This window comes from Leifsonia araucanica (assembly GCF_051161895.1).
Taxonomy (GTDB): Bacteria; Actinomycetota; Actinomycetes; order Actinomycetales; family Microbacteriaceae; genus Leifsonia.
Map to the genome: position 1 here is coordinate 1,927,917 of NZ_JBMBTW010000002.1, position 20,627 is coordinate 1,948,543.

A 20,627-nucleotide genomic window follows, 5' to 3' on the forward strand; every position below is an offset into this window, starting at 1 on the left:
CCTAGGCCACCACTCGCAGGATCTCTTCCACCGAGGTCAGGCCGAGTCTGGCCTTCTCCCAGCCGTCTTCGCGCAGGGTGAGCATCCCCTGCTCCCGTGCCGCCCGGCCGATCTCGGCACTGGATGCCCGGCCGACGGCGAGCCGCTCGATCTCCTCGCTCACCGCCATCACCTCGTGCACGGCGATGCGACCCCGGTAGCCCGTGTTCGAGCAGGTGGGGCAGCCGACGGGCACGAACACCTGCGGCGGCTGCTGGTCGGCGGACACCGGGAACCGGAGCCGCTGCAGGTCGTCGACCGAGTAGACGGCCGGCTGCTTGCAGCGATCGCAGAGCCTGCGCGCGAGACGTTGGGCGACCACGCAGTCCAGGGCGGACCCAACCAGGAACGGCTCGATGTCCATCTCGGTGAGCCGGGTGACGGCGCTCGGGGCGTCGTTGGTGTGCAGGGTCGACAGCACGAGGTGGCCGGTCAGCGACGCCTCGATGGCGATCTGCGCCGTCTCGTGGTCGCGGATCTCGCCGAGGAGGACCACATCCGGGTCGCTGCGCAGGATGCTGCGGAGCGCGCTGGCGAACGTGAGTCCCGCCTTCGGGTTCACTTGCACCTGGTTGATGCCCGCCATCCGGTACTCCACCGGGTCCTCGACCGTGATGACGTTGATCTCCGGCCGCGCGACGGCGTTGAGCGTCGTGTACAGCGTCGTCGACTTGCCGGAGCCGGTCGGGCCGGTGACCAGGATCATCCCGTACGGCTTCGAATAGGAGGCTCGGTACGTCTCGAAGTTGCGCTCCAGCAGGTTGAGGTCGCGCAGCGTCATCCCGGTGTTGGTGTTGTCCAGGATGCGCATGACGACCTTCTCGCCCCACACCGTCGGCAGCGTCGCGACGCGCAGGTCGATCTGGCGGCCGCCGTGCACGACCGACATGCGGCCGTCCTGCGGTTTGCGCCGCTCGGCGATGTCGATGTCGCTCATGATCTTGAGGCGCGAGATGACACCGTTCTGGATGCTCTTGGGCGCGCTCTGCATGGCGTGCAGCACCCCGTCGATCCTGTACCGCACGCGCACGTCGTGCTCGGCCGGCTCGATGTGGATGTCGGAGGCGTGATCCTGGATGGCCTGGCTCACCAGCAGGTTCACGAACCGGACGATGGGGGCATCGTCGTCGCTCGACTCGGCGATGGTGAGGCTGGAATCGTCCGGGGTCGCCGACTCCTCCTCGAGCGTGGTGGTGAGGTCGCTCAGCTCGTCGTCCGCGCGGATGTACCTGTCGATCGCGGTGAGCAGGTCGCCGAGCTCCGCGACGGCGGGGGCGACGTTCATCCGGGCGGCGGCGCGCACATCGTCGATGGCGAACACGTTGCCCGGATCGGCCATCGCGAGGATCACGGTGCCGTCGGCGGTCCCGATCGGCAGGACGGAGTGGCGGCGGCAGATCGCGCCGGTCACCAGCGAGACCGCGGTGCGGTCAACCGGGTAGTCGCCGAGCTCCACGAACGGGAGGCCGGACTGGGCTGCGCGGGCGCGGGCCAGCTGCATCGCGCTGATGGCGCCGCGCGCGAGCAGGTCGCGCACGGCGGCCTCATCGGCTGTCGGCTCGCTCGTCACCGTGTCGAGATACTCGATCGGCAGATGGCCGTGCAGGATCAGGATTTCCGTCATCGACGCCACGGGAGCCTCCTCGCAAGGACGATGCCGGGGCGGGTCGGGGGTCTCGGCAGATGCGGCGGTACTGCAATATCACTTCTTCGGGTGAAGCGATGTCACACTATTCGCGCGTGTCACACACGCACCACTCCCACCTACAGGTGCCACACACCTGGGGGGCAGACCACGGTCAGCGGCGACGGATGTCCGCGCGCCGCGAAGCGAGGTAGACGAGGACGCCCGCGACGACCGCGGAACCCATGGTGGTGATCCAGAACGGCAGCGTGCTCGCGGCATGGCCGGTCGTGGCCTGCACGATCCCGACCAGGAAGCTCCCCACGGCGACGACCAGCAGTGCCACCGCGACACCGACCATCGCGCGGCCGGTCGAGTCGGTGTATTCGAGGAGGTGACGCCACATGCATCCATTGTCGCGCATCCCGCTGGGTCGGCCATCCACCCCCGCAACGAGGACGGCCCCCGGTGCCGAAGCACCGGGGGCCGTCCGTCGTACGGAATCGCTTAGTTGTACGTTCCCGGGGTGTAGTCGTCCGAGCTGAAGCTGTCGAAGTCGACGAAGCTCAGGTCGTTCTCGCTGAAGGCCGAGTCGTCGGCGAAGATGCGGTTGGGGTACCGCTCCGCCTTCGCCTCTTCCGTGGCCTCGACCGTCACGTTGCGGTAGCGAGCCAGGCCGGTACCGGCCGGGATCAGCTTTCCGATGATGACGTTCTCCTTGAGGCCGATCAGCGGGTCGGACTTGCCCTCCATGGCCGCCTGCGTCAGGACGCGGGTGGTCTCCTGGAAGGACGCGGCCGACAGCCACGACTCGGTCGCGAGGGAAGCCTTGGTGATACCCATGACCTCCTGGCGAGCCGACGCGGTCTTCTTGCCCTCGGTGAGAGTGGCGCGGTTGACCTCGTTGTACTTCGAGCGGTCGACCAGCTCGCCGGGCAGCAGGTCGGTGTCGCCGTGCTCGACGACGGTGACCTTGCGCAGCATCTGGCGGACGATGACCTCGATGTGCTTGTCGTGGATCGGAACACCCTGCGACCGGTAGACGCCCTGCACACCACCGACGAGGTGCTTCTGCACCTCACGGACACCCTTGACGCGAAGAACTTCCTTCGGGTCGACGGCGCCGACGATGATCTGCGTTCCGAGCTCGACGTGCTGGCCGTCCTCGACGAGGAGGGTCGAACGCTTGAGCACCGGGTAGACGTGCGGCTCGTCGCCGTTGTCCGGGGTCAGGATGACCTTGCGGCTGCGCTCCGTGTCCTCGATGGTGATGCGTCCTGCTGCCTCGGCGATCGGGGAAGCACCCTTGGGGGTACGAGCCTCGAACAGCTCCTGCACGCGGGGAAGACCCTGCGTGATGTCGTCAGCGGATGCGGAACCACCGGTGTGGAACGTACGCATGGTCAGCTGGGTTCCGGGCTCACCGATCGACTGGGCCGCGATGATGCCGACGGCCTCTCCGATGTCGACGAGCTTTCCGGTCGCGAGCGAGCGGCCGTAGCAGGCTGCACACACACCGACGGCCGACTCACAGGTGAGCACGGAGCGCACCTTGATGTCGGTGACACCGGCGGCGACCAGCTTGTCGATGAGGACGTCTCCGACGTCGTCACCGGCCTTCGCCACGACGGTTCCCTCCGGCGAGACAGCGTCGGCGGCGAGGGTACGGGCGAACACCGAGTTCTCCACGTTCGCGTCGCGCACCAGCACGCCGTCGGCGCCGGCCTCGGCGATCGGAAGGTCGAGACCCTTGGTCGTGCCACAGTCGTCCTCACGGATGATGACGTCCTGCGACACGTCCACCAGACGACGCGTCAGGTACCCGGAGTCTGCCGTACGGAGAGCCGTGTCGGCCAGACCCTTACGGGCACCGTGCGTCGCGATGAAGTACTCCGCCACCGACAGACCCTCGCGGTACGAGGAAATGATCGGACGGGGGATGATCTCACCCTTCGGGTTGTTCACCAGACCACGCATACCGGCGATGTTGCGCACCTGCAGCCAGTTACCACGGGCACCGGAGGTGACCATGCGGTTGATGGTGTTGTCCGCCGGGAAGTTGGCGCGCATGGCCTCTGCGACCTCGTTGGTCGCTTCGGTCCAGATCTTCACCAGTTCCTGACGACGCTCGAGGTCGGTCGTGAGACCCTTCTCGAACTCGGCAGTGACCTTGGCGGCCTTCTTCTCGTAGCCGGCAACGATCTGCGGCTTGTTCGGCGGCGTCAGGATGTCGCTCAGCGACACCGTCACACCGGACCGGGTGGCCCAGTAGAAACCGGCGTCCTTGATGCGGTCCAGCGCAGCTGCGACCTCCACCTTCGGGTAGCGCTCCGCGAGGGCATTGACGATCGAGGAGATCACGCCCTTGTCAGCGACCTCGTCGACGAACGGGTAGTCCGCCGGCAGCGCCTCGTTGAAGAGGGCGCGGCCGAGGGTCGTCTCGACGATGGCGGTGACACCCTCGGTGCCGGTCTCGTTCGCGTCGGAGGGCACGTAGTCCTCGAGACGGATCTTGACCTTGGCGTTGAGGTGCAGCGAACCCTGGTCCTTGGCGAGGATCGCCTCGGAGACCGACGAGAACGCGCGCCCCTCGCCCTCGGCGCCTTCGCGCACGGTGGTGAGGTGGTGCAGACCGATGATCATGTCCTGCGAAGGCAGGGTGACCGGACGGCCGTCCGACGGCTTCAGGATGTTGTTCGACGCGAGCATCAGGATGCGGGCCTCGGCCTGAGCCTCGACCGACAGCGGCAGGTGGACAGCCATCTGGTCGCCGTCGAAGTCCGCGTTGAACGCGGCGCACACGAGCGGGTGCAGCTGGATGGCCTTGCCCTCGACGAGCTGAGGCTCGAACGCCTGGATGCCGAGACGGTGCAGGGTAGGTGCACGGTTCAGCAGCACGGGGCGCTCGCGGATGATCTCCTCGAGCACGTCCCAGACCTGCGGACGCGAACGCTCGACCATGCGCTTGGCCGCCTTGATGTTCTGAGCGTGGCTCAGGTCGATCAGGCGCTTGATCACGAACGGCTTGAACAGCTCCAGCGCCATCTGCTTGGGCAGACCACACTGGTGCAGCTTGAGCTGCGGGCCGACGATGATGACCGAACGGCCGGAGTAGTCGACGCGCTTTCCGAGCAGGTTCTGACGGAAACGACCCTGCTTGCCCTTCAGCATGTCGCTGAGGGACTTGAGGGCACGGTTGCCGGTGCCGGTGACGGGACGACCGCGGCGGCCGTTGTCGAACAGTGCGTCGACGGCCTCCTGCAGCATCCGCTTCTCGTTGTTCACGATGATCTCGGGAGCCCCGAGGTCGAGCAGACGACGCAGACGGTTGTTGCGGTTGATCACGCGGCGGTACAGGTCGTTCAGGTCGCTGGTCGCGAAGCGGCCACCGTCGAGCTGCACCATCGGGCGCAGCTCCGGCGGGATGACCGGGACGACATCCAGGACCATCGCAGCAGGCGAGTTGCCCGTGGCGAGGAATGAGGAGACGACGCGCAGACGCTTGATCGCGCGGATCTTCTTCTGTCCCTTGCCGTTCGCGATCTGGTCGCGGAGCAGCTCGGCCTCAGCGGCCAGGTCGAACGCGAGCAGGCGACGCTTGATCGCCTCGGCTCCCATGTACGCCTCGAAGTACAGCCCGAAGCGGTCGACCAGCTCGTTGAAGTCCGCGTCCTCCGGCTTGAGGTCGCCGACCTTGAGGGTGCGGAAGGACTCCCACACGCGCTCGAGACGGGCGATGTCCTCGTCGTAGGACTTGCGGATCTGGCCCATTTCCTTCTCGGCCGTGTCCTTGACGCGACGCTTCTGGTCGGCCTTGGCGCCTTCCTCCTCCAGTGCGGCGAGGTCGGTCTCCAGGCGCTGCAGACGGTCCGCGATGCGGCTGTCGCGCTGGTCGGACAGGGTCTTGATCTCGAGACGGAGCTCGTTCTCAAGGCCGGGCATGTCGGCGTGACGGCCCTCTTCGTCGACCTCGATCACCATGTATGCGGCGAAGTAGATGACCTTCTCGAGGTCCTTCGGCGCCATGTCGAGCAGGTAGCCGAGGCGCGAGGGAACACCCTTGAAGTACCAGATGTGGGTCACGGGAGCAGCGAGCTCGATGTGGCCCATACGCTCGCGGCGGACGGAGGACTTGGTGACCTCCACGCCACAGCGCTCACAGACGATGCCCTTGAAGCGCACGCGCTTGTACTTACCGCACGAGCACTCCCAGTCACGGCTCGGCCCGAAGATCTGCTCTCCGAAGAGGCCGTCCTTCTCGGGCTTCAGCGTGCGGTAGTTGATGGTCTCGGGCTTCTTGACCTCGCCGTACGACCAACGACGGATGTCGTCAGCAGTGGCCAGGCCGATACGCAGTTCATCGAACGTTGTTGCGTCGATCAATTTTCCTTCTTTCCTGGAAAAAGTGTGTCAGTAGGTCTGGCGGCTTAGATCTCGTCGATCGACGACGACTCGAAGCGCGAGGAGATGTTGATGCCGAGCTCTTCCGCAGCGCGGAACGCTTCGTCGTCCGCGTCGCGCAGGCTGACCTGCTGGCCGTCGGCCGAGAGCACCTCGACGTTCAGGCACAGCGACTGCATCTCCTTGATGAGGACCTTGAAGGACTCCGGGATGCCCGGCTCCTGGATGTTCTCGCCCTTGACGATTGCCTCGTAGACCTTGACGCGACCGAGGATGTCATCCGACTTGATGGTCAGGAGCTCCTGCAGGGCGTACGCGGCACCGTATGCCTCGAGCGCCCACACCTCCATCTCACCGAATCGCTGTCCACCGAACTGCGCCTTACCACCGAGCGGCTGCTGGGTGATCATCGAGTACGGTCCGGTCGAACGCGCGTGGATCTTGTCGTCGACCAGGTGGTGCAGCTTCAGGATGTACATGTAGCCGACCGAAACGGGGTCAGGGTACGGCTCGCCGGAGCGGCCGTCGAACAGCTGGGTCTTGCCGGAGCCGCCGATGAGCCGGTCGCCGTCGCGGGTGACGGTGGTCGAGTCGAGCAGACCGGCGATCTCCTCCTCCTTGGCACCGTCGAACACCGGAGTGGCGACCTTGGTGTTCGGGGCGGCGGAGAACGCAGCCTCAGGGAGCTCTGCAGCCCACTTCGGCTTGCCCTTGACCTCCCAGCCGTTCTTCGCGATCCAGCCGAGGTGGATCTCGAGGACCTGACCGAAGTTCATTCGACCGGGGACACCCAGCGGGTTGAGGATGACGTCGACCGGGGTTCCGTCCGCGAGGAACGGCATGTCCTCGACCGGCAGGATCTTGGAGATGACACCCTTGTTGCCGTGACGGCCGGCGAGCTTGTCACCAGCGGTGATCTTGCGCTTCTGGGCGATGTAGACCACGACACGCTGGTTGACGCCGGAGCCGAGCTCGTCGTCGCCGTCCTGCGAGTCGAAGACCTTGACACCGATGATCGTGCCCTCTTCACCGTGGGGAACCTTGAGCGACGTGTCGCGCACCTCGCGGCTCTTCTCGTTGAAGATCGCGCGGAGCAGACGCTCCTCGGCCGAGAGCTCGGTCTCGCCCTTCGGCGTGACCTTTCCGACCAGGATGTCGCCGGGACGAACCTCGGCGCCGATGCGGATGATGCCGCGCTCGTCGAGGTCGGCCAGGAGGTCCGGGCTGACGTTCGGCAGGTCGCGGGTGATCTCTTCCTTGCCCAGCTTGGTGTCGCGGGCGTCGACCTCGTACTCCTCGATGTGGATCGAGGAGAGGGTGTCGTCCTTCACCAGGTTCTGGCTGAGGATGATCGCGTCCTCGTAGTTGTGACCCTCCCACGGCATGAACGCGACGAGCAGGTTCTTGCCGAGCGCCAGCTCACCGTTCTCGGTGGCTGGACCGTCGGCGATGACCTCGCCTGCTTCGATCCTGTCGCCCTCGGAGACGATGACGCGGTGGTTGTACGACGTGCCCTGGTTGGAGCGGTCGAACTTGCGCAGGTAGTAGGTCTTCGTGCCGCCCTCATCGAGCTGGATGGTGACGGCGTCAGCCGACACCTCCGACACGACTCCGGCCTTGTCGTTGATGAGCACGTCACCGGCGTCGATGGCCGCGTAGCCCTCCATACCGGTTCCGACGAGCGGGCTCTCCGAACGCACGAGCGGCACAGCCTGACGCTGCATGTTCGCACCCATGAGGGCGCGGTTCGCGTCGTCGTGCTCGAGGAACGGGATGAGCGAGGTCGCGACGGAAACCATCTGGCGCGGCGACACATCCATGTAGCCGATCTCGTCTGCGGGGATCAGGTCGACCTCTCCACCCTTCTGACGTGCCAGGACGCGGTCTTCCGCGAAGTGGCTGTCAGCGGTCAGCGGAGCGTTGGCCTGGGCGACGATGTAGTCGTCCTCCTCGCTCGCCGTGAGGTAGTCGATCTGGTCGGTGACCTTGCCGCCGACGACCTTGCGGTACGGCGTCTCGATGAAACCGAACGAGTTGATCCGCGCGAACGATGCGAGCGAACCGATCAGGCCGATGTTCGGGCCTTCCGGGGTCTCGATCGGGCACATGCGGCCGTAGTGCGACGGGTGGACGTCACGGACCTCGACGCCGGCGCGCTCGCGGCTCAGACCACCGGGGCCGAGGGCCGAGAGGCGGCGCTTGTGGGTCAGACCCGCGAGCGGGTTGTTCTGGTCCATGAACTGCGACAGCTGGCTCGTTCCGAAGAACTCCTTGATCGCGGCGACGACGGGGCGCACGTTGATCAGGGTCTGCGGCGTGATGGCCTCGATGTCCTGCGTGGTCATGCGCTCGCGGACGACGCGCTCCATGCGGGACAGACCCGTGCGGACCTGGTTCTGGATGAGCTCGCCGACGGCGCGGATGCGACGGTTGCCGAAGTGGTCGATGTCGTCGACGTCGAGACGGATCTCGACCGGCTCACCGTTGCGGACGCCGTTGAAGGTGGTGCGGCCGTCGTGCAGCGCGACGAGGTACTTGATCGTGGCCAGGATGTCCTGGACGGTCAGCACGGAGTCGCTGAGCGGGGCGTCGAGCCCGAGCTTGCGGTTGATCTTGTAACGGCCGACCTTCGCGAGGTCGTAGCGCTTCGGGTTGAAGTAGAAGTTGTCGAGGAGCGCACGCGCAGCCTCGGCAGCGACCTGCTCGCCCGGACGCAGCTTGCGGTAGATGTCCTTGAGCGCCTCCTCCTTGGTGAGGATGGCGTCCTTCTCGAGCGTGAGCTCGATCGACTGGTACCCGGCGAACTCCGAGAGGATCTCCTCGGAGGTGAGGCCGAGGGCCTTGAGGAACACCGTGACCGACTGCTTGCGCTTGCGGTCGATGCGGACACCGACCTGGTCGCGCTTGTCGATCTCGAACTCGAGCCATGCACCACGGCTCGGGATGACGCGTGCAGAGTAGATGTCCTTGTCGGACGTCTTCTCTGGCGTGCGCTCGAAGTAGACGCCGGGGCTGCGGACGAGCTGCGACACGACGACACGCTCGGTGCCGTTGATGACGAAGGTGCCCTTCTCGGTCATCAGGGGGAAGTCGCCCATGAAGACGGTCTGCGTCTTGATCTCACCGGTGAGGTGATTCATGAACTCGGCTTCGACGTAGAGAGGAGCGGAGTAGGTCTTACCCTTCTCCTTGCACTCGTCGATCGAGTACTTCTTCTCTTCGAGGAAGGGGTTGGTGAAGGAGAGCTGCATCGTCTCACCGAGGTCTTCGATGGGAGAGATCTCCTCGAAGATCTCCTCGAGACCGGTGTTGCTCGGCAGATCCTGTCGACCCTGCTCCTGGGCTTCGGCGACGCGAGCCTTCCACGCGTCGTTTCCGACCAGCCAGTCGAAGCTCTCGGTCTGCAGTGCGAGCAGATCCGGAACGGTGAGGGTGTCAGTGATCTTTGCGAACGAGAGACGAGATGCGTTTCGTCCGTTCTTGGGTGTCTTGTCAGTGTTGGTTGCGTTGCGCGCAGCAGCCAAGGAAATAACCTCCGTGGGCCCCGTCGGGCCTCAGTTACTGTCTGTCAGTGTGTGTACTGTATGGACGAGAACTCCCAGGGGATCGTGCTGGCGCCCATCTGACCTGTGAACCAGGCCCAGGCGCGCACGGAAGATAAGCAAGGCCGACCGCAATATGAAGGCAGATGTTTGTCTGGGAGCGCAAAAGACAACTATATGTCAAATGGACGCGCCGTGTCCACTCTTTTCTTGACCCGACGCGCATCCTTGCGGTATAACCCGCGAAGGCTCTCCGATATTTCCGCGGAACGACGCGGATCTAGCCCGTCGGAAGCGAGTCGACCGTCGCCAGAATCGCCTCTTCGTGCGACCGCGGAGACCAGCCGAGCACCCGTTCCGCCTTGGCAGCGGACGCCCGGCGCACCACGCCGACGTCCGGGAGCGACCCCCGCACGGTGCGGCTGAACGGCGCGAGCGCTTTGAGCACCCAGTCCGGCATCGTCTTGGTCGTGATGCGGGCTCCCCCTTCTCCGAGGTGGCCCCGGATGAGCAGGGCGACCTCCTGGGCGCTCATCACGTCGCCCGAGATGGCGAGGAAGCGCTGACCGGCCGCCTCCTGCCTGGTCATTGCGAGCAGGTGCAGCGCCGCGACGTCGCGCACGTCGACGATGCCGAAGCTGACGTTCGGCAGGCGAGGGAGCCGCCCATCCCGAACAGCCTTGATCAGCTGCACCGAGCTGGAGTAGTCGTGGCCGAGCACGGGACCGAGAATGCCGACCGGGTTGACGGTCGCCAGTTCGAGCCCGCCTCCCTCGCGCTGGACGAAATCCCAGGCGGCGCGCTCGGCGAGCGTCTTGGACTTCACGTACGCGCTGACGGGGACGCCGCTGTCGAGGTCTGTCCAGTCGTCCTCGGTGAACGGGCGGTCCGTCGGCGGGTGGCCGTAGCCGATCGCGGCGAACGAGGAGGTGAGCACGACCCGCTGCACGCCGGCATCCCGTGCGGCACGCAGCACGCGGAGGGCGCCGTCGCGGGCAGGCACGATGAGCTCGTTCTCGTCCTTGGGCTGCGTCGCCGGGAACGGGGAGGCGACGTGCAGCACGACGTCGCAGCCGGCGACGGCCTCCGCCCAGCCGGCGTCGGCGGTGAGGTCGGCGACGGCGAAGGTCAGCCTGTCGCCTCCCGCATCCTCCAGGCCGCCCGCGACGAGTTGCGAGCGGACGTCGGCGGCACGAGCCGGCGTGCGGATGGTCGTGCGCACCTCGTATCCGGCCTGCAGTGCCTGCAGCACGCAGGCGGCGCCGACGAAGCCGGAGCCTCCGGTGACGAGCACTCGTTGTGTCATGCGGCCCATCCTCCCCCAGAACCGGTGGCTGCTCCAGGACCCAGGACTCAGGACTCAGGACTCAGGACTCAGGACTCAGGACTCAGGAACGGACGAGGGCGATGGCCTGAGCGCGGTCGCGCACGGCGAGCTTGGCGAAGATGGCGTTGATGTGCGTCTTGACCGTGGCGACGCTGACGAACAGGGTGGCCGCGATCTCCCCGTTGCTGAGGCCGTCGGCGACGAGCGCCAGCACGTCCGCCTCCCGCCGGGTGAGGGAGGGGAAGCGGGAGGAGAGGGATGCGGCGGGGGTCTCTGCCTGTTGCTGGGCCTGCTGCTGCTTCCCGGAGCCGGTCAGGCTGTTGACGAGGAGGGCCCCCACCTCGGGCGCGAACGTCGACTGGCCGCGGGCGACGGCCCGCACGGCGGCCGCGAGCTCCGCGCGGCCCGCGTCCTTGGTGAGGTAGCCGCGGGCTCCAGCGCGCAGGGCGCCGAGGATCGACTCGTCGTCGGCGTACGTGGTGAGCACCAGGATCGCCGTTCCCGGCACCTCGCTCACGATCCGCTCCGTGGCGGCGACCCCGTCGACACCGGGCATGCGCAGGTCCATCAGCACCACATCCGGATGCTCGGCCACGGCGAGCGCGACCGCACGCTCCCCGTCCTCCGCAGCGCCGACCACCTCGATGTCCGGCAGCAGGCCGAGCACGGTGACGAGGCCGTCGCGGATGATGGCCTGGTCGTCCGCGACGACGACGCGGATCCGGGGTTCGTCGGTCATGAGAGCCTCGCCTCCACGGTCACGGTGAAGCGGTCGCCGACGACGCCGGCCGTCGCAGCACCACCGAGCGGGAGGGCGGCGACGCGTTCGCGCATCCCGTCGAGGCCGTGCCCTCCTCCGGTCGCCGCGAGCTCGCCGACGTCGTCGGAGAGCGGGTTGGAGACGGTGAGGCGCACGCGACCACTCTGCCAGTCGATGTCGGCGCGCACCGGCTCGCCCTGCGCGTGCTTGCGCGCGTTGCTCAGCGATTCCTGCAGGGCGCGCTGCAGTGCGGCGCCCTGCGCGGCGGTGAGCTCGGCCGGCTCGCCGTGGGTGGTGAAGTCGACCACGCCGCCGAGGGAGCGGTGGGCGGCGAGCAGGTCGTCGACCGCCGCCGCGAAGGCCGCTGGCTCGACGACCATCCCGGATGCGCCGCTCCCCGCTGGATCGCGCAGCGCGGCGACCGCGCGCCTGGCCTCGCTCAGCCCGCTCGCGGCGAGCGCACGCGCGTCGGTCACCCTGGCGGTCGCGGCCGCGGTGTCCCCCGCTTCGAGGAGGGCTTCGACCGCGTCCAGCTGGATGACCAGACCGCCGAGGCTGTGCGCGAGCACGTCGTGCAGGTCACGGGCGATGGCGACGCGGGCCGCCTCCTCGCGCATCTCGCGTTCGCGCTCCTGCAGCAGCGCCGCCTGCTCCTCCGACTGGCGGAACTGGCGGCGGCTGAGCCCGGCGAACACCGCGAGCACCACGCCGCCCATCATGGCGAGCACGGCGCCGACACTCGTTCCGAACGGCACCGCACCGGCGGCGACGAGCGCCAGTGTCACCACGGCCAGACCGAATCCCTCCAGCACCGGCCGGCGTGGAGCGCCGACCGTGGCGAGCACGGCGATGGCGGCCGGGACGACGGAGAGCCCGTCGGACGGTGCTGCGACGAGTCCGCCGGCGACAGCGGCGACGACCAGAAGCGCCGTCTCCCCTGCGCGGACGCCCGCGAGCGCGATGGCGCCGCGGGCCACCCAGGCGGCGTCCGCGATCAGAGCGAGGACCAGCACCCAGACCGGCCGCTCCGCCGAGTGCGAGACGATCAGCGAGAACCCGATGGCCAGCGCGCCGACGAGGTTCAGCGCGAAGGCCAGCGGGCTCTGCTGTCTGGGCGGGTTCACGATCCCATCATGCTGCGATTCGGGTCCGCGGCGTTGACGGTGGCCGCAGCGTGGCGGCCGAGCCGCTGGGCGAACACCGCGGTGCGCGCCGCCCGGTTGGCCGCGAGCATGAGCAGGATGACGCCGGTGGACGCCGCCAGGTGCGATCCGGCCATCCCGGCCAGCACGTCGATGCCGACGCGGACGACGAACACGAGCACCCAGAGCGCGAGCCCCCACGCACCCGTGCGCGACTCGTAGGTCGCCACGTCCCTGCGGTCCTTGCCGATGTCGATCGGCTCCGGCAGCAGCCGGAAGTGGGCGATCGCCCCCATCCACGCTCCGATGCCGAGCGAGATCGCGAGCTCGACGACGAGGACGCCGATGTCGAGGGCGGTGAGCGCGGCGGGCTTGGTGGTCTGCGCGATGAGGACGAGGCCGATGATGCCGAAGATCGCGGGGCCCCGCCACATGCGGCCGAGCGAGACGGGCCGCCAGGTCATCTGCCGGAAGCCGATCCAGCCGATCGCCGCGACGATGAGAAGAGCGTTTCCGAGCATTTGGATGGTCATGACCGGCCTTTCGTGAGCGTGTGGCGCCGGGAGGTTCCCGGCACTGTTCCAGCGTGCTGCGCGGGCCGCGCATCCGGCACCGCCCCTGGGTGGAGATGCGGGTGGAGATCAGGCGGGCGGCGGGCGCGACTAGGGTGGATGCCGTGCCAGAGAACCCGTCCGTCGTGCTCAAGGAGAGCGGTTACCTCGCGACGATCGAACCGGACAGGTTCGTGCCGGGTTCGTACCAGCTCGTGGTCGACGGCACACCCCAGTCGCACGTGAACCTCGACGACCCCTCCCAACTGTTCTTCGAGTACGTCCAGCGGATGGGGAACGTCATCGACCTCATCGGCGATCCTGGCGAGCCGATCACCGCCGTGCACCTGGGCGCCGGGGCGCTGACGCTGCCGCGTTACATCGCGCACACCCGGCCGGGTTCCCGCCAGCAGGTGGTGGAGCTGGAGAGCAACCTCGTCGACCTGGTGCGCGAGAACCTGCCGCTCCCCCGCTATGCGCAGGTGCGCATCCGGCACGGGGACGCCCGCGAGGTGGTCGGCAAGCTGCCCGCCGGGCTGCGCGGGTCCGTCGACCTGCTGGTCATCGACATCTTCAGCGGCGCCCGCACGCCCGCACACGTGACGAGTGTGGAGTTCTACCGCTCGGCCGTCTCCCTGCTCGCCCCGGACGGGATCGTGCTGGTGAACGTCGCTGACGGTCCCCCGCTGTCGTTCGCCCGCAGTCAGATCGCGACGCTCGGCGCCGTGGTGGAGAACGTCGCGGCGCTGGCCGAGACGCAGGTGCTCAAGGGGCGGCGGTTCGGCAACGTGGTGCTGGTGGGCTCGAACGCCTCCCTGCCCCTCGACTGGCTGCCGCGCCTGCTGGCGAGCGGGCCGCATCCGGCCAAGGCGGTGGCCGGGGCCGAGCTGAAGACGTTCGCCGGGAAGGCGCCGATCGTCACGGATGCGACGAGCGTGCCGTCCCCTCCCCCTGCGCGCAGCATCTTCCAGACGGGGACGCGGCGCGACTGACGGCGGCCGCCCGACCGCCGCCGCCCGACGCGTCAGGCGTGCCGGAAGGTGACGGCCTGGCCGGGCCGCAGCTGCGCGAAGGCGTCGAGCGAGGCGTCGGCGACGACGGCGATCACCGGATAGCCGCCCGTGACGGGATGGTCGGCGAGCAGCACGGTCGGCCTGCCGTCCGGTGAGACCTGCACGGAGCCTGCGACCATCGGCTCGCTCGGCAGCTCCGCGGGGTTCGACCGTTCCAGCAGCGGCACGGGATGCGCATCGACCCCGGCGGCGTGCGCCGGGCGACGCGGAGGGTCGAGCCGCGCGCCGACCCGGTTGCTCGCCGCGCTCAGCCGCCACTCCGCGGTGTAGAACGCGTCGATGGCCTCCGCCGTGAACCAGTCGGCGCGGGGGCCGGGATGGGCGCGCACCTCCACCACGCCCGCCACCGGCTCCGCGACGGGCACGAAGTCGAGCAGGGGCACCTCGGCTCGTGGATGCTCGCCCACCGGCAGCACGTCCCCCGCCAGGACGGGCGCGGGCCCGAGCGCTGAGAGCAGGTCGGTGGAGCGCGACCCGAGCACCGGCTCGGCGATGACGCCGCCGCGGACGGCGAGATAGCTGCGCGCACCGGCCGCCGGCGGGGCGATCCGCAGCACGGCACCGGCGTCCGCGTGCTGCGCGAGGTGCGGATCGACGGGCACGCCGTCGAGCGTGATCGGCCCGGCTGCGCCGGTCACCGCGAACCAGGCCGGTGCGTCGAACCGGGCGGTGAAGCCGCCGAACAGGATTTCCAGGCCGGCGCATCCAGCGTCGTTGCCGAGCAGGCGGTTGCCGAGCGACAGCGCTGCCCTGTCGAGCGCGCCGGACGGGCTGACGCCCAGGTGCGAGAGCCCAGGCCGTCCCCTGTCCTGGACGACGGTGAGCGGACCCGGCTCGATGACGACGATGCTCACGGCGCCTCCACGAACCGGACGACCGTGCCGGGCGAGAGGAGCGCCGGAGTCTCGGAGGCCGCATCCCAGACGGTCGCGGCGGTGCTGCCGATCAGCTGCCAGCCGCCGGGACTCGACCGCGGGTACACGCCGCTGAACTCGCCGGCCAGGCCGACGGCGCCGGCGGGGACCGCTGTGCGCGGGGTCGCACGGCGGGGCACCACGAGGCGGTCGTGGTCGGTGACCAGATAGCCGAAACCGGGCGCGAAGCCGCAGAACGCGACCCGCCAGGTGGAGCCGGTGTGCAGCGCGACGACCTCGGCGGGGCGCATCCCGAGCAGGGCGGCGACCTCGGCCAGGTCATCGCCGTCGTACCGCACGGGAAGCTCGACGGCGCTCCGGTCGCCTGTGGCCTGTTGCTCGGGGACGGCGTGCGCCAGCCAGTTCGCCGCGACGCTCAGCGGCAGCACGGCCGGATCGACGGCGACGCCGATCGTGCGCGCTGCCGGCACCAGTTCGACGACCCCGGCCGGGCGCGTGCGCTCGAGCGTGCCATAGAGGGCGAGCACCCCATCCAGGTCGTCGAGCTCGGCCAGCAGGGCACTGTCACCGTTCGGGAGCACGCGCACGGTCATCTCCACGCCTCCACGCGCACGCCAGCGTCGGTGAGTGCGGCCCGGACGGCGGCGGCCATCGCGACGGCGCCCGGGGTGTCGCCGTGCACGCAGAGTGAGTCGACGCGCACCTCGATGTCCGTGCCGTCTGCGGCGACGACGCGGCCGTCGAGCGCGAGGCGCACGGCGCGCTCCGCGATGGCGGCGTCTCTGGAGAGGACGGCGCCCGGCTCGGTGCGCGGCACCAGGGTGCCGTCGGCGCGGTAGGCGCGGTCGACGAACGCCTCGTTGACGAAGCGGAGTCCGGCATCCCGTGCCGCCTCCGCGATGGCGGAGCCGGCGAGACCGAGGATCGGGAGGGACGGGTCGAAAGCGGCGACCGCGCTCGCGACGGCGCGCGCCTGCTCCCGGTCGGTGACGATGCGATTGTAGAGGGCGCCGTGCGGCTTCACGTACGAGACGCGCGTTCCGGCGACACAGGCGATGCCGCTCAGCGCGGCGAGCTGGTAGAGCGTCTCGTCGTGCAGAGTGCCGGGTTCCACCTCCATGCTGCGGCGGCCGAACCCGGCGAGGTCCCGGTAGGAGACGTGTGCACCGACGGCGACGCCCTGCTCGGCGGCGAGGCGGCAGGTGGCCAGCATCATGGATGCGTCGCCCGCGTGGAACCCGCACGCCACGTTGGCGCTCGACACCAGTCGCAGCATGGCGGCGTCGTCGCCCATCCGCCAGGCGCCGAACGACTCGCCGAGGTCGCTGTTGAGGTCGATCGAACGTTCCACCCCTCCATTGTGCCGGGGTGGTCGGGTTGCGCAGCCATCGAGTCCGAAGTTGTTCACGCCCCACACCGGCGTGTCGCGTGAACAACTTCGGACTCGATTGTTTGGGTCAGGCGGGGGCGGGCGGGGTGGAGGCGGCGGCGCGGGCGCGGTGGGCGCGGACCTTGGCGCGGTTGCCGCAACGCTGCATCGAGCACCAGCGGCGGTTGCCGGACCGCGAGGTGTCGAGGTAGACGAGGTCGCAGTCGTCGGCGGAGCACTCCCGGATGCGGCCGTCCGCCTCGGCGGAGAACAGCCGGACCGCATCCCGGGCGATCGTGCTGAGCGCCTGGTGCGGCCGCGCGTTGGTCCTGCCCGCCTGACGGCCGCCTCCCGCCAGCACGGGAGGGATGTCCGGGGTCGCCGCGAACAGGTTGACCACGTCGACGTCGTCGGGGCCGAGCGCCGCTCTGCCGCTTTGCTGCCTGGCGAGGCGGCCGATCGCGGAGCCGAGCGCCGACGCATCCCGGAACTCCCGGTCACCCGCGGTCGGAGCGACCTCGGGGAAGCGGGTGGTCAGCCAGTCGTTCAGTTCTTTGGCATCATGGACTGTCTGCCATTCGCCGCCGTCCCGGTCGAGTCCGCCGGTGTACGAGAAGTCGAGCGCGAGCGATCCGGAGTCGAACCAGAAGTGCTGGCCGTCGGAGGAATCCATCCACTGACCCGTGCCGCCGGTGAGTATCGCTTCGATCGCCATGTAACCAATATAGTCGGTTACTGTACCCCGGATGCGATACTGAGCGGATGGCCGCCACCCGCCCCGACCCCACGCACATCATCGACGGCAGCATCGTGCGCCTCCGCCCGCTGACGCGCGAAGACCTGCCGGACCTCTTCGACGCCATCGGGCATCCAGAGGTGTTCGCCGGAGGCTGGGGAGGCGGCCCTGCCGCATACCGGGACACCTACGAGGAGTGGCACGAGTTCATCTCGAACTACCTGCAGTGGGGCGCAGGCAACGTGACCGTCGTCTGCCTGCGCCAGGACGGCGACCGGGTGGTCGGGACAACCACGCTCGGCGACTTCGACCTCGTCAACGAATCGGCGCACATCGGCTGGACCGCGTACGCCCCGGAGGTCTGGGGCACCCTCGTCAACGCCGAGACCAAGCGCCTCCTGCTCGGCGCCGCCTTCGACAACGGCTTCGAGCGGGTCAAACTGCAGGCCGACGTGCTCAACACGCGCTCGCGAGCGGCGATCGCACGCCTCGGCGCGAAGCCGGAGGGGATCCTGCGCCACATGCAGCGTCGCGCGGACGGAACCTGGCGGGACACCGCCGTGTTCTCGATCCTGCGCGAGGAATGGCCGGAGGTGCGGGCCGGACTGGATGCGCGGCTCGCGGGAGCGGGCGCAGGCACGGGCACAGCTACCGGCACCGGCACAGACCGCTAAGCGCGCCCGGGCAGCTCGCTGCTCATCCCTTGCTCGCTCGCGGCCGACGCCGCCATCCTGCGCTGTGCAGGGGAGACCTCTCTGTGCTGCCACGAGATGAGGTTCGCCGCGTCGAAGCGGCGCGAGCACGCTCCGCAGGCGAGCGCTCTGGCGGGCTTGCGGTATCGGTAGTGCGTGTGGCCGCGCGGGCAGGTGCCGACCCACGGCGCGAGGTCGTCGGCGATCGCGCCGCCGTGCAGGCGTTTGCCCTCGTAGCCGAGGTCGATCGCGGTGGAGCGCCAGCGCGGTCCGTGACCGGCGCGGGAGCCGGCGAGGGCGTGCGCGACCTCGTGCAGGAGGATCTGGTGGATCTCGTCGTCGTCGTACCGCGCCGCCAGATAGCGGGAGACCGTGATGCGCTTGGCCGTGTAGTTGCAGAGCCCGGCCCTGGTCTTCGCGTTGTCGAAGTCGAACGTCCACACGGCGGGGTCGAGATGCAGAGCGATCAGCGCGTTCGCCCAGCGCCTGACCCGCTCGAGATCAGCCATCAGCGCCCACCGAGAGGGGGATGCGCACGACAGCCGGACAACTCATATCAGAATCCTACGCGCGTTCCCCGCGGTCGTTCCAGGGCGGCGTCAGCGTGCGCGGTCGGACGACGGAGCGGACGACTCCGGCGGCTCGGGCGCGCGGTTGGCCGCATCCGGGCCCCGGCGCTCGGAGGCCGCGGCGGCCGCCTCGTCGCGCGCACCGCGGTTGGCGTCGGCGAACGACTTGACCACGGCGACCGCGATCAGCGAGCTCTCGATGTCGGCCGGAGACGCCCCCAGCTTCTCCCGCAGGAACACGGCGGCGGTCACGTCGGCGAGCGCGTTGTCGTACTCCTCGGCGTCGAAGTAGGCCTTGCCGCGGTTCTGCGTTGCGAAGGCTTCGAGGGCCGTCCACTCGTGCGCGTGGGCCTCGTCGACGCATCCCGTCAGCTCGGTGATCGCCTCGTCGAGCTTGCCCTGGAACTGCAGCACCTGCGCCCTGCGCACCCTGGCGCCGAGCAGCTGCTCCCTGTCGCCGGTGAACCTGGCCTGCCGAACGGCCTCGTTGCCGACCTGCATGGCCTCGTCCAGCCTGCCGAGCAGACGGAGCAGCACGGTCTTCTCGTTGAGCGCGCTGAGACTGCGCAGGCCGCCGAGTTCGTCGAGCCTCAGGCCGGCCGCGCGCAGGTCGACGCGCTCGCGCAAAGTGGTCGGGTCGTAGCCGAGGATGATGCTCAGGGTTCTGCTCCAGGTCGTGTAACCATCCCAGACTAACCCGAGAGGCGGATCAGCCGGGGTGCTTCACCGATTGCGCAGGGATGAGGGTGACCTGCACGAGCCTGTCGTCGCCGGGACGCGGGTCTCCCCTGCCGTCGGTGTTGTTCGTCAGCAGCCACAGCGTGTCGCCGTGCGCCACCGCATCCCGCAGCCGCCCGAAGGTGCCGTCGAAGAACGGCTTCACGGTGACCGGGGCGTGGCCGTCCGTCGTCCAGATGGTCCAGAGTCGCTGCCCGCCGAGCCCGGCCAGGAAGAGGGTGTCCCCCACGACGGCCAGGCCGCTCGGGCTCGCCACGTCGGTCGGCCACTGGAAGACGGGATCCGTGTACTTCGGATCTCCGCCGATTCCCTCCACGTTCGGCCAGCCATAGTTGGACCCCGGCGTGATGATGTTCAGCTCGTCCCAGGTGTTCTGCCCGAACTCGCTCGCCCACATCGTCCCCCGCGAATCCCAGGCGATGCCCTGCGGGTTGCGATGCCCGTACGACCAGACCGGCGAGCCGGGAAACGGGTTGTCGCCCGGTACCCCGCCCTCCGGCGTGACCCGCAGGATCTTGCCGCCGAGCGAGGCGACGTTCTGCGCGTTCGCGGGGTTCGAGGCGTCGCCGGCGGTGATGTAGAGCATCCCGTCGGGTCCGAACGCGATCCGGCCTCCGTCGTGGTTCGACGCCTTCGGGATGCCCGTGACGACGTTCTCCTGCGCGCCGAGCGCATAGCTTCCCGGCACGCCGGTGATGGGCATCCGCACGACGCGGTTGTCGTCGGCCGTGGTCTCATATGCGTAGAGGAACGTGGGCGCCTCCTCGTCCTGCACGGCCAGGCCGAGCAGTCCGCCCTCTCCGGAGTGCACGACGCCGGCGACGGTGCCGGCCGTGCGCGTCCCGCCCTGCGGCAGGCGTTCGAGCACGGTGCCGCTGTCGCGTTCGCTGATCAGCGCAGAGCCGCTGCGCAGCGGGACGACGGACCACGGAGCGACCAGCCCCTTTTCGAGATCCACCGTCTCGCCGGACGGCTCCCACGGGATCGCGGCGACCGCCGGGATGCTCCGCGTCGGCGACGGGCGAGGTTCAGGCGTCCGGGTGGTGGGCGGCGGAGGAACGGGGGCAGGGGCGGTGCAGCCGGTGAGCGCGGTCGCGACGGCGACTCCGGCTGCAAGCAGCGTCACGCCGACTCTGTTCATCGCTCCGTCTCCCTCCCGAACGCGCGGACCGCCAGGGCCGTTGGGTCA

Annotated in this window: 17 protein-coding genes; 2 read left to right on the forward strand and 15 right to left on the reverse strand. The window is 69.0% G+C overall.

Features of this window, described 5'->3' with window-relative positions; genetic code table 11:
- Position 1: 1 nt before the first annotated feature.
- From ACN6M5_RS09285 to ACN6M5_RS09320, 8 genes are all read right to left on the reverse strand, one after another.
- The gene (locus ACN6M5_RS09285; protein WP_085368839.1) at positions 2-1,672 is read right to left on the reverse strand and encodes a GspE/PulE family protein; all 1,671 of its coding nucleotides are present in this window, start codon (positions 1,670-1,672) and stop codon (positions 2-4) included.
- 166 nt (positions 1,673-1,838) lie between these two features.
- Positions 1,839-2,069, reverse strand: coding sequence for a hypothetical protein (locus ACN6M5_RS09290; RefSeq protein ID WP_085368840.1), 231 nt, complete (start codon positions 2,067-2,069; stop codon positions 1,839-1,841).
- 101 nt (positions 2,070-2,170) lie between these two features.
- On the reverse strand, positions 2,171-6,046 hold the full coding sequence (locus ACN6M5_RS09295) for a DNA-directed RNA polymerase subunit beta' (RefSeq protein WP_168690063.1): 3,876 nt from the start codon (positions 6,044-6,046) through the stop codon (positions 2,171-2,173).
- 44 nt (positions 6,047-6,090) lie between these two features.
- The gene (gene rpoB, locus ACN6M5_RS09300) at positions 6,091-9,588 is read right to left on the reverse strand and encodes a DNA-directed RNA polymerase subunit beta (RefSeq protein WP_085368842.1); all 3,498 of its coding nucleotides are present in this window, start codon (positions 9,586-9,588) and stop codon (positions 6,091-6,093) included.
- Positions 9,589-9,886: 298 nt separating this feature from the next.
- A complete protein-coding gene (locus tag ACN6M5_RS09305; RefSeq protein WP_434949399.1) occupies positions 9,887-10,912 on the reverse strand; it encodes an SDR family oxidoreductase in 1,026 nt (341 codons plus the stop codon).
- Positions 10,913-10,994: 82 nt separating this feature from the next.
- Positions 10,995-11,672, reverse strand: coding sequence for a response regulator (locus ACN6M5_RS09310; RefSeq protein ID WP_434949400.1), 678 nt, complete (start codon positions 11,670-11,672; stop codon positions 10,995-10,997).
- Positions 11,669-12,817, reverse strand: a complete 1,149-nt coding sequence (locus ACN6M5_RS09315) for a sensor histidine kinase (protein ID WP_434949401.1) — start codon at positions 12,815-12,817, stop codon at positions 11,669-11,671. The genes ACN6M5_RS09310 and ACN6M5_RS09315 overlap by 4 nt, the downstream gene beginning before the upstream one ends.
- A complete protein-coding gene (locus ACN6M5_RS09320; RefSeq protein ID WP_434949402.1) occupies positions 12,814-13,368 on the reverse strand; it encodes a hypothetical protein in 555 nt (184 codons plus the stop codon). Before ACN6M5_RS09320 ends, ACN6M5_RS09315 begins: the two co-directional genes overlap by 4 nt.
- Positions 13,369-13,463: 95 nt before the next feature.
- Here ACN6M5_RS09320 and ACN6M5_RS09325 point away from each other — a divergent pair, with 95 nt between their 5' ends.
- Positions 13,464-14,378, forward strand: coding sequence for a spermidine synthase (locus tag ACN6M5_RS09325; protein ID WP_085368934.1), 915 nt, complete (start codon positions 13,464-13,466; stop codon positions 14,376-14,378).
- 32 nt (positions 14,379-14,410) lie between these two features.
- Here the strand turns inward: ACN6M5_RS09325 and ACN6M5_RS09330 are convergent, their stop codons facing one another.
- The 4 genes from ACN6M5_RS09330 to ACN6M5_RS09345 form a co-directional block, all read right to left on the reverse strand.
- Positions 14,411-15,313, reverse strand: a complete 903-nt coding sequence (locus ACN6M5_RS09330; RefSeq protein ID WP_434949403.1) for a 5-oxoprolinase subunit C family protein — start codon at positions 15,311-15,313, stop codon at positions 14,411-14,413.
- Positions 15,310-15,927: a 5-oxoprolinase subunit B family protein gene (locus tag ACN6M5_RS09335; RefSeq protein WP_434949404.1), complete on the reverse strand. Its 618-nt coding sequence runs from the start codon at positions 15,925-15,927 to the stop codon at positions 15,310-15,312. Before ACN6M5_RS09335 ends, ACN6M5_RS09330 begins: the two co-directional genes overlap by 4 nt.
- Positions 15,924-16,685: a LamB/YcsF family protein gene (locus tag ACN6M5_RS09340; protein ID WP_434949405.1), complete on the reverse strand. Its 762-nt coding sequence runs from the start codon at positions 16,683-16,685 to the stop codon at positions 15,924-15,926. Before ACN6M5_RS09340 ends, ACN6M5_RS09335 begins: the two co-directional genes overlap by 4 nt.
- Before the next feature lie 106 nt (positions 16,686-16,791).
- A complete protein-coding gene (locus ACN6M5_RS09345) occupies positions 16,792-17,418 on the reverse strand; it encodes a CGNR zinc finger domain-containing protein (RefSeq protein WP_434949406.1) in 627 nt (208 codons plus the stop codon).
- Between the two features lie 47 nt (positions 17,419-17,465).
- Between ACN6M5_RS09345 and ACN6M5_RS09350 the strand changes: the two genes are divergently transcribed.
- On the forward strand, positions 17,466-18,113 hold the full coding sequence (locus ACN6M5_RS09350; protein WP_434949407.1) for a GNAT family N-acetyltransferase: 648 nt from the start codon (positions 17,466-17,468) through the stop codon (positions 18,111-18,113).
- Here ACN6M5_RS09350 and ACN6M5_RS09355 read toward each other — a convergent pair.
- The 3 genes from ACN6M5_RS09355 to ACN6M5_RS09365 form a co-directional block, all read right to left on the reverse strand.
- Positions 18,110-18,640, reverse strand: coding sequence for a SprT-like domain-containing protein (locus ACN6M5_RS09355; RefSeq protein ID WP_168690071.1), 531 nt, complete (start codon positions 18,638-18,640; stop codon positions 18,110-18,112). The genes ACN6M5_RS09350 and ACN6M5_RS09355 overlap by 4 nt on opposite strands.
- Positions 18,641-18,730: 90 nt before the next feature.
- Entirely contained in the window at positions 18,731-19,327 is a 597-nt protein-coding gene (locus tag ACN6M5_RS09360; RefSeq protein ID WP_247597136.1) for a hypothetical protein, read from the reverse strand.
- A gap of 82 nt (positions 19,328-19,409) precedes the next feature.
- On the reverse strand, positions 19,410-20,579 hold the full coding sequence (locus tag ACN6M5_RS09365; RefSeq protein ID WP_434949408.1) for a PQQ-dependent sugar dehydrogenase: 1,170 nt from the start codon (positions 20,577-20,579) through the stop codon (positions 19,410-19,412).
- Positions 20,580-20,627: the final 48 nt, after the last annotated feature.